At 61.4% G+C, this 7472-nt stretch carries 5 protein-coding genes and 1 pseudogene; 2 read left to right on the top strand and 4 right to left on the bottom strand.

All coding sequences use genetic code 11. The features are described 5' to 3' along the window. A partial coding sequence (locus CG471_RS20245; RefSeq protein ID WP_257211625.1) for a glycosyltransferase family 39 protein occupies positions 1-1161 on the bottom strand: 1161 nt, incomplete at its 3' end. A 254-nt stretch (positions 1162-1415) separates the two neighbouring features. Between CG471_RS20245 and secA the strand changes: the two genes are divergently transcribed. Together secA and CG471_RS20235 are read left to right on the top strand one after the other, a co-directional pair. Then, on the top strand, positions 1416-4148 hold the full coding sequence (secA, locus tag CG471_RS20240; protein ID WP_099233358.1) for a preprotein translocase subunit SecA: 2733 nt from the start codon (positions 1416-1418) through the stop codon (positions 4146-4148). Between the two features lie 160 nt (positions 4149-4308). After that, the gene (locus CG471_RS20235) at positions 4309-4821 is read left to right on the top strand and encodes a glycine zipper 2TM domain-containing protein (RefSeq protein WP_099233368.1); all 513 of its coding nucleotides are present in this window, start codon (positions 4309-4311) and stop codon (positions 4819-4821) included. 134 nt (positions 4822-4955) lie between these two features. On the opposite strand, the pseudogene CG471_RS20230 reads toward CG471_RS20235, so the two are convergent. The 3 genes and pseudogenes from CG471_RS20230 to CG471_RS20220 all read right to left on the bottom strand — a co-directional run. After that, positions 4956-5036: pseudogene (locus CG471_RS20230) on the bottom strand (IS5/IS1182 family transposase); the annotation flags it as partial. 257 nt (positions 5037-5293) lie between these two features. Continuing rightward, entirely contained in the window at positions 5294-6391 is a 1098-nt protein-coding gene (locus tag CG471_RS20225; RefSeq protein WP_099233356.1) for an acyltransferase, read from the bottom strand. Next, positions 6388-7308: a polysaccharide biosynthesis protein GumE gene (locus CG471_RS20220; protein WP_257211624.1), complete on the bottom strand. Its 921-nt coding sequence runs from the start codon at positions 7306-7308 to the stop codon at positions 6388-6390. The genes CG471_RS20225 and CG471_RS20220 overlap by 4 nt, the downstream gene beginning before the upstream one ends. Positions 7309-7472 lie beyond the last annotated feature (164 nt).

The following is a 7472-nucleotide window of genomic DNA, read 5'->3' as shown; positions in this document are numbered from 1 at the left end:
GGCATTGGCCTGTGCAGCCAATAGCGGCGATCCGGTACGGGCGGCCGTTGCCAGATCCCGGATCGAGGGAATGAGACCGGGGATCGCTGCCAGGCAGAGCAGCGCCAGCATCGCCTTGCGCCGCAGCGGCCGCCAGTGACGGGCATCGTCGAGCAGATAGCCGAGGGCAAGGGCGAGCGGCGGCAACAGCGGCATCAGATATTGCAATTGCGTAGGGGTCGGCAGCGCGGCCCCGATCAGCGCGCCGGCACTCATCCAGATCGCCAGCCGGCGCCCGGATGAGCGCGTGCGGCCACGGGTCGCGATCCAGTTGGCGATGAGCAACAGTAAGGCGACAAGCGCCGGCCCCTTCCAGAGATATTTGACCAGGTCGCGCAGTTTTTCCGCCGTCGCCAGCTCCTGCGCTGCGCCGTTGGCGGCATACCAGGCGTGGGGCGCGGTCATGCCATAGGTCAGGACGCCGTAGAGAAAGCCGTCTGGCCCCGATATCCAGGCGATGGCCATGGGCGCCATGCCCAGCAGCGCGCCGAGTGCCAGAAACAGGGCGGCGCGAATAGCGTGCCGGCCGCCGCTGGCGATGACGAACAGGCCGACGGTCGCGCCAAGCGGGGCGAAATTGAGCTTTGTCGCGATCGCAAGGCCAAACAGCAGGCCAGCCCCGAGCCAGTGGCTGTTGGAGCGATGGCGCAGGCCAAGCAAGGTCAGCAGCATGGCGGCGGAGGCCAGCAGGGTCGCCAGCATATCGTTCCGGACAACGGAGCCGCTGAACTGGAACGCGGCTGTCGCCGCCATCAGTAACATGGCCAGGGTAGCGCTGGAGCGGGATATGCCTGCCGCACGCTGGGCCGCCCAGATGAGCGCAAGTGTCGAGAGTGCCATGACGGCGGTGGCAAGGCGCATCGCCAGTACCATATGACCGGATGCGATCAGGCTCAGCGGTGCCAGCACCCAGGCGTGCAGCGGCGGCTGAAGATAGAGAAAGTCGCGAAACATGACCGCATGCCCGCTGAAATAGGCGCCTGCGACATATTGGCTTTCGTCATGATCGAAGGGTGCGGCAATCGCGGCGATCAGGAACCAGCCGGTCAATGCGCTGACCAGCAGCGCCGCCAGAGGCAGGCGCAATCGGCGCGACGGCGCCATGGAAATGGAACGATACACCCTGTTTGCGACCCTTGTTGTCGTGGCGCTCTTGCGGCGGCGTGCGCCCAAACGCAAAATATTTCCGGCGGCGCGTCGCGCCTGCACGACGGCTGGACGGCGCGGCTAAGGCAAAACCGCATCGGGCAAAGCCGTTACAGCCGTGCGACAGTCCGTCGCATTGATTGACTATCGGCTGTGCCATGCCTAAATCGCGGCGCATATCTGCCCATGTGTCCGTTGGACCCATGGCCCCCTCATTGTCAGGAATTTGCATGTTCGGCGCACTCGCCAAGTCTATCTTCGGATCGTCCAACGAACGTTATGTGAAATCGCTGGGTAAGGTCATCGACCAGATCGCCGCCTTCGAACCGACGATCCAGGCGATGAGCGATGATGAACTGGTGAACCAGACGGCGCGCTTCCGTGAGCGCCTGGCCAATGGCGAGACGCTGGACAGCCTGCTGCCCGAAGCCTTTGCGACCGTTCGTGAAGCCTCGGTCCGCGTGCTGGGCATGCGTCACTTCGACGTCCAGATGATCGGTGGCATCGTCCTGCATCGCGGCGAGATCGCCGAAATGCGCACCGGCGAGGGCAAGACGCTGGTGGCAACGCTCGCCACCTATCTGAACGCGCTTGAGGGCAAAGGCGTCCATGTCGTCACCGTGAACGACTATCTGGCCAGCCGTGACTGCGAATGGATGGGTCAGGTCTATCGCTTCCTGGGCCTCACCACCGGCGTGATCGTGCCCAACCTGTCGGAAGACCAGCGCCGCGAGGCCTATAATGCCGACATCACCTATGCGACCAACAATGAACTCGGCTTCGATTATCTGCGCGATAACATGAAGTTCGATCGCGGTGCGATGGTTCAGCGCCCGTTCAACCATGCGATCGTCGACGAAGTCGATTCGATCCTGATCGACGAAGCGCGCACGCCGCTGATCATTTCCGGTCCGACCGACGACAAGTCGGAGCTGTATGTCGCAGTCGACGCGATCGTGAAGCAGCTGGTCGAGGAGGATTATGAGAAGGACGAGAAGCAGCGCACGATCACGCTGACCGAAGACGGCACCGAGAAGATCGAGCGCCTGCTGGAGGCCGCCGGCCTGCTCCAGGGCAATAATCTCTACGATTTCGAGAACACCCAGGTCGTCCATCACGTAAACCAGGCGCTGCGCGCGGTGGTGATGTTCCGCCGCGACATCGACTATATCGTCAAGGACGGCAAGGTCGTCATCATTGACGAATTCACCGGCCGCATGATGGATGGCCGCCGCTGGTCGGACGGTCTGCACCAGGCGGTGGAAGCCAAGGAAGGCGTCCAGATCGAGCCGGAAAACCAGACGCTGGCGTCGATCACCTTCCAGAATTATTTCCGCATGTACCCCAAGATTTCGGGCATGACCGGCACCGCTTCGACCGAGGCGACCGAATTCTACGAAATCTACAAGATGAACGTCGTCACCATACCGACCAACCGGCCGGTGCAGCGCGTCGACGAAGAAGACACGTTCTACAAGAATCTGGAAGACAAGTTCCGGGGCATCGCGCGCACCATCAAGGAACATGCCGAAAAGGGTCAGCCGGTGCTGGTCGGCACCGTGTCGATCGAAAAGTCGGAAATGCTGTCGGAATTCCTCAATCAGGAAGGCGTCAAGCATGCGGTCCTGAACGCGCGCTTCCACGAGAGTGAAGCCCATATCGTGGCCCAGGCAGGCCGCAAGGGCGCAGTGACGATCGCCACCAACATGGCTGGCCGCGGCACCGACATCAAGCTGGGCGGCAATCTGGAGATGCGCGTCGAGGACGAGCTGCGTGATATGCCGGAAGGCCCGGAGCGCGACGCGGCGGTCGCCCGCATCGAGGTCGAGATCGAGGCGGAGAAGCAGGAAGTGCTGGCCGCCGGCGGCCTGTTCGTTCTGGCGACCGAGCGGCACGAAAGCCGCCGTATCGACAATCAGCTGCGTGGCCGTTCGGGCCGTCAGGGAGACCCCGGCCTGTCGCGCTTCTACCTCAGCCTCGACGATGACCTGATGCGCATCTTCGGCCCGGACACGATGTTCGCCAAGATGATCCGCTCCAACCTGGAGGATGGCGAGGCACTGCCCCCGTCCAAGTGGCTGAGCAAGGCGATCGAGACCGCCCAGCGCAAGGTTGAGGCCCGCAACTACGACATCCGCAAGCAGGTCGTCGAATATGACGATGTCATGAACGACCAGCGCAAGGTGATCTACGAGCAGCGCAGCGACATCATGGACGCCGAAACGGTGGACGATGTCGTCACCGACATGCGTCATGAGACGGTCAATGACCTGGTCGGCGCATCCTGTCCGCCGGGCACCTATCCCGAACAATGGGATATGGAGCGGCTCAAGCTGCGCACCGCCGAAGTGCTGGGCCTGGAGCCCGATTTCGACGCCTGGCTGGCCGAGGATGCCGTCGATCCCGAAATGATCGAGGAGCGGCTTGCCGGCCTGGCCGACGCGGCCATTGCCGAGAAGACGCAGGAAGTCGAAGCGACCGACTGGCACATGATCGAGAAGAGCATCATGCTCCAGAGCCTCGACCATCACTGGAAGGAGCATCTCTCGACGCTCGACGCGCTGCGCCAGGTGGTGCATCTGCGCGCCTATGCGCAGAAGACGCCGATCAACGAATATAAGCAGGAAGCCTTCGCCCTGTTCGAGCGCATGCTGGAAAATATCCGAGAGGACGTGACCAGCTCGATCGCGCGGGTGCAGTTCCGCATGGAAGCGCCGCAGCCGCAGTTCGACCTGCCGGTGCTGCCGGACTTCATCACCACCCATATCGATCCCTTCTCGGGCGAAGATAACAGCGCGGATATCGATGGCAGCCAGCTGGCGGGCATCACCACCACCATTCCGCGCGCGCCGGTGGACAATGTCGCGCCGGGCGAGTTCGCCAATCTCGACATCAGCCGCAATGCGCTGTGCCCCTGCGGTTCGGGCCAGAAATACAAGCATTGCCATGGTGCGCTGAGCTGAGGCGCAACCACAGGCGAGAAACAGGGAAGGGCGTTGCCGATGGCAGCGCCCTTTTTTTGTTTTGGTCCTGCAATGAAAATGGGGAACTCTTGCGCTGACAGGCCGTTGCGCATTGCGCCTGTGCGAAGCGGACCGGATGTTCCGGCGGAAGGAGAAGGGCATGAGGAAATTTGCGATGGTATTGGCCTTGGCTGTGATCGCGGCCCCGATTGCGGCAACGGCCCAGCCGCCCGGCCATGGGCAGAACAAGCCTTCGCACAATAATGGCAACGGTCCGGGCAACCGACCGCCGGGCCATAATAGCGGGCCGGGCCCTGGCGCATCCCACGGCAAGCCATCCCATAATAATGCACGCCCGCCAGCGCCGGGCAAGCCGTCCCATTCCGCCTCTCACGGCGGCAAATATTATCCCGACCAGCATTATCGCCCGGGTTCGTCGCGCGACCGCTATCGCATCGACCGGAACACGCGCATCTATCGCGGTGGTAATGGGCGCTATTATTGCCGCCGGAACGATGGATCGACCGGCCTGATTGTCGGTGCGGCCGTCGGCGGCCTCCTGGGCAATGCGCTGGGTGACGGCGATTCCGGCGTGCTGAGCACGATCCTGGGCGCAGGCGTCGGCGGCGCGCTGGGCCGTGAGATCGATCGCGGCAACGTCTATTGCGAGTAAGCGCGGGTCATTTATCGACACACATCGCCGCCGGTTTAGCGATCGGTGGCGGTTTTCAGATTGGGTCGTAGTCTCATAAGGTCGCAGCCACAGCCGGATAGAGGCGAGTTGCATCATGGTGAGGAAGTCGACCGTGAGCTGTTGTCGATCATCTGGATGTCACCGGCATGGGCGGCGCTGATGGCATCCATTAGTCGGTCCCACGCTCCCGCCTTCGCATGAAACGGTTGGAGCAGGTGGTGGGGAACTCATGGCAGGGGGGGGCAAACCCTGCAAGCGCAGCAACAAAGCGCAACGTCCTCACCGACTGGGGCACGTCCCGATAAGAATGGCAGGGGCGCATTGTCGCGCCCTTCAGACATTTATGAGATAGCTTCGCTATGAAGGCCGGCACCCCGGCATAAGCCGGCGTCGTGAATGCTCTGCACAAGGGCAGTTCCCGTTCGTCCGAAACCTGTGGGATTTTTACCGATCAGGACGAGCGGCTCTCTGCCGCTTGGGGCATGAGCTGTCGCCGGTTTCGTCCGTTAAAGACGTCGCTCAGCTTGCGCCTGCTCCAGTTGCCGACGGGGCGTTCAAACAGTTCATGGGACAGACCGGCGACGGCGAGAGACAAGATGATCGCGCAGAGTATCTGTTCCGGCATGTTTAGGTGCAACCTTGCGCCAGCCAGGCGGACAAGCTGCAGGACTGGCATATGGAGAAGATATAGCGAAAAGCTATAGGCACCGAGCCGGCGCATGAGCTTGTTTCCCCATAGGATATTGTTCAGCGGGTGACGAATGGTCGCGCCTATGATCACCAGCGCGCAGGCCGCAATCTTCAATGGATCGGCATAATAGATAATATGCTTGGGATCGTCCGTCACCGGTGGGAATATCCACGCCTGTGCCGAAAGGGGGGGGGCAATAAGCATCCAGAAGAACAAGCCGGTGAATAGGAGTAGCGGCGCGAATAACCGTACCATGCGCGCTTCGGGAACCTTTCGGACCAAGACGGCGCAGATAATGCCGGTCATGAAGATATGCATCTTTGCTAAGGCAAAAATGCCAGGCAACCACGGGCTTGTTACATAGCAGATCGCGATAATTACCCCGATCGCCAAGTATAGCCAGCCGCGTAGCGGCTGGTTCGCATAGGTTGCCGCCCAGATCGCCGGGAAGAGAAAGTAGAATTGGAACTCCGGCCCGATCGACCAGAAGACCGATACGGTACTGGTGAATGTTCCCTGCCGCACCAGTTCGATCAGTCCGATCGGATAGATGAAATCGGCGTAGACGAAGCGATAGATCAGGAAGGATAGCAGCGAGACACAGGCGTAGAGCGGCACGATGCGGGCTATGCGCGCCGCAGCGTAGGATGCCAACGCATCTCGGTCGGGCGTTCTGGGGAGGTAGAGATGGCCCATGAGAAAGCCGCTGAGCGTGAAGAACAGCAGGACGCCATAATCGCCGGCGCGCGGATGCAGAAGTTCGGGATAGCCGAACGTGCGGAAGTGGCAGAATACGACGAGCAGGGCAGCAAAGCCTCTGATGCCGTCGAGCGCCGGTATATGACGGCCAGGGCTCATGCGGCGTTTCCTTCCATGCGCGTCAGGCGTCCGCGGGCATAACAGAAGCCGTAGACGACCCACATCAGAGCGGCTGTCTTGATTGACAGCAGTGAATTGCTGATGGGCAGGCAGAGTGCGAGGAAGAGCATAATGCCATGCTTTGCCATCCGGTTGCCGGGATCGCGGCCGAAGCTGCTGCAGGCGAGTGCCAACCAGAGCCCGATCGCGATCACCACGGATTGGGCCTGGACGAAATCGGCCCAGCCGGCGTCATCGAACCGGACCCGATCCGCGCGGATGCCCAACAACTGGTCAAGGTCCATCGATCGCAGCGCATCGAGCCCGACGCTGAGCCGTCCGGGAAGATTGTCTTGATGCTCCGCCAAAATTCCCAGCGCTTCGCCCCCGACCAATGCGAGAAGCAGCAACGGCAGATAGGCGACGCTCCATTGATCCGGAACATAGGCGCTGATCGGCAAATAGAGGCAGAAGAGCAGGATCACGCTGAGCGCAAGCCTGCCATCGCACGTGACCAGCAGCACCGCCGTCGAAACCAGCATGAATAGCCGCGCGCCGTTCGACAGAGACCGCCACATGGCTGCGGTGAAGATGGTGCCCACGATCGCCCAGTTGCCGAGCGATACCGGTTCAAGAAACAGTGATGATCCGCGATGCAGGCCAAGGCCGTCCAGCAGCATGCGGCCACCAGGACGTTCCGAACTGAGGAAAAGGTCGCCGCCGGCCCAAAAGGCATCTGCGTCATAGCCACGGGTCTGCACATAATAGTCGATCACGCGAAAGGTCGAACCAAAGCCGCCAGGGCTCGCCAGTTCCCACAGGCCGACCAACATGATCAGCAATTGCAACGACAACATTGTCTGACGCAGCAACGCGCCTTCAATGCGGGTTCCAAGCAGGATGAAGGCGGGGATCAACAATATGTCGCCCAGGATCTTGGGTTCGAAATATCCCTTGATCGCGCTCGTCAGCAGCGCCGAAACGACCATGATCCAGGTCAGCGCAAGCCACCGGAAACTATATTGGACCGGTTGTGTGATCCCAACGAGCAGGGCGGTCAGAACTATGCCCGCCTGCGCGG

Source organism: Sphingobium sp. IP1 (assembly GCF_002708645.1).
Classification (GTDB): Bacteria; Pseudomonadota; Alphaproteobacteria; order Sphingomonadales; family Sphingomonadaceae; genus Sphingobium; species Sphingobium yanoikuyae.
This window is presented reverse-complemented; position numbering and strand designations above follow the sequence as displayed.

Excerpts from the sequence above, each read along its gene's own strand:
- CG471_RS20225 (WP_099233356.1), bottom strand. The coding sequence starts at position 6,391 with ATGAGCCCTGGCCGTCATATACCGGCGCTCGACGGCATCAGAGGCTTT.
- secA (WP_099233358.1), top strand. The coding sequence starts at position 1,416 with ATGTTCGGCGCACTCGCCAAGTCTATCTTCGGATCGTCCAACGAACGT.
- CG471_RS20235 (WP_099233368.1), top strand. The coding sequence starts at position 4,309 with ATGAGGAAATTTGCGATGGTATTGGCCTTGGCTGTGATCGCGGCCCCG.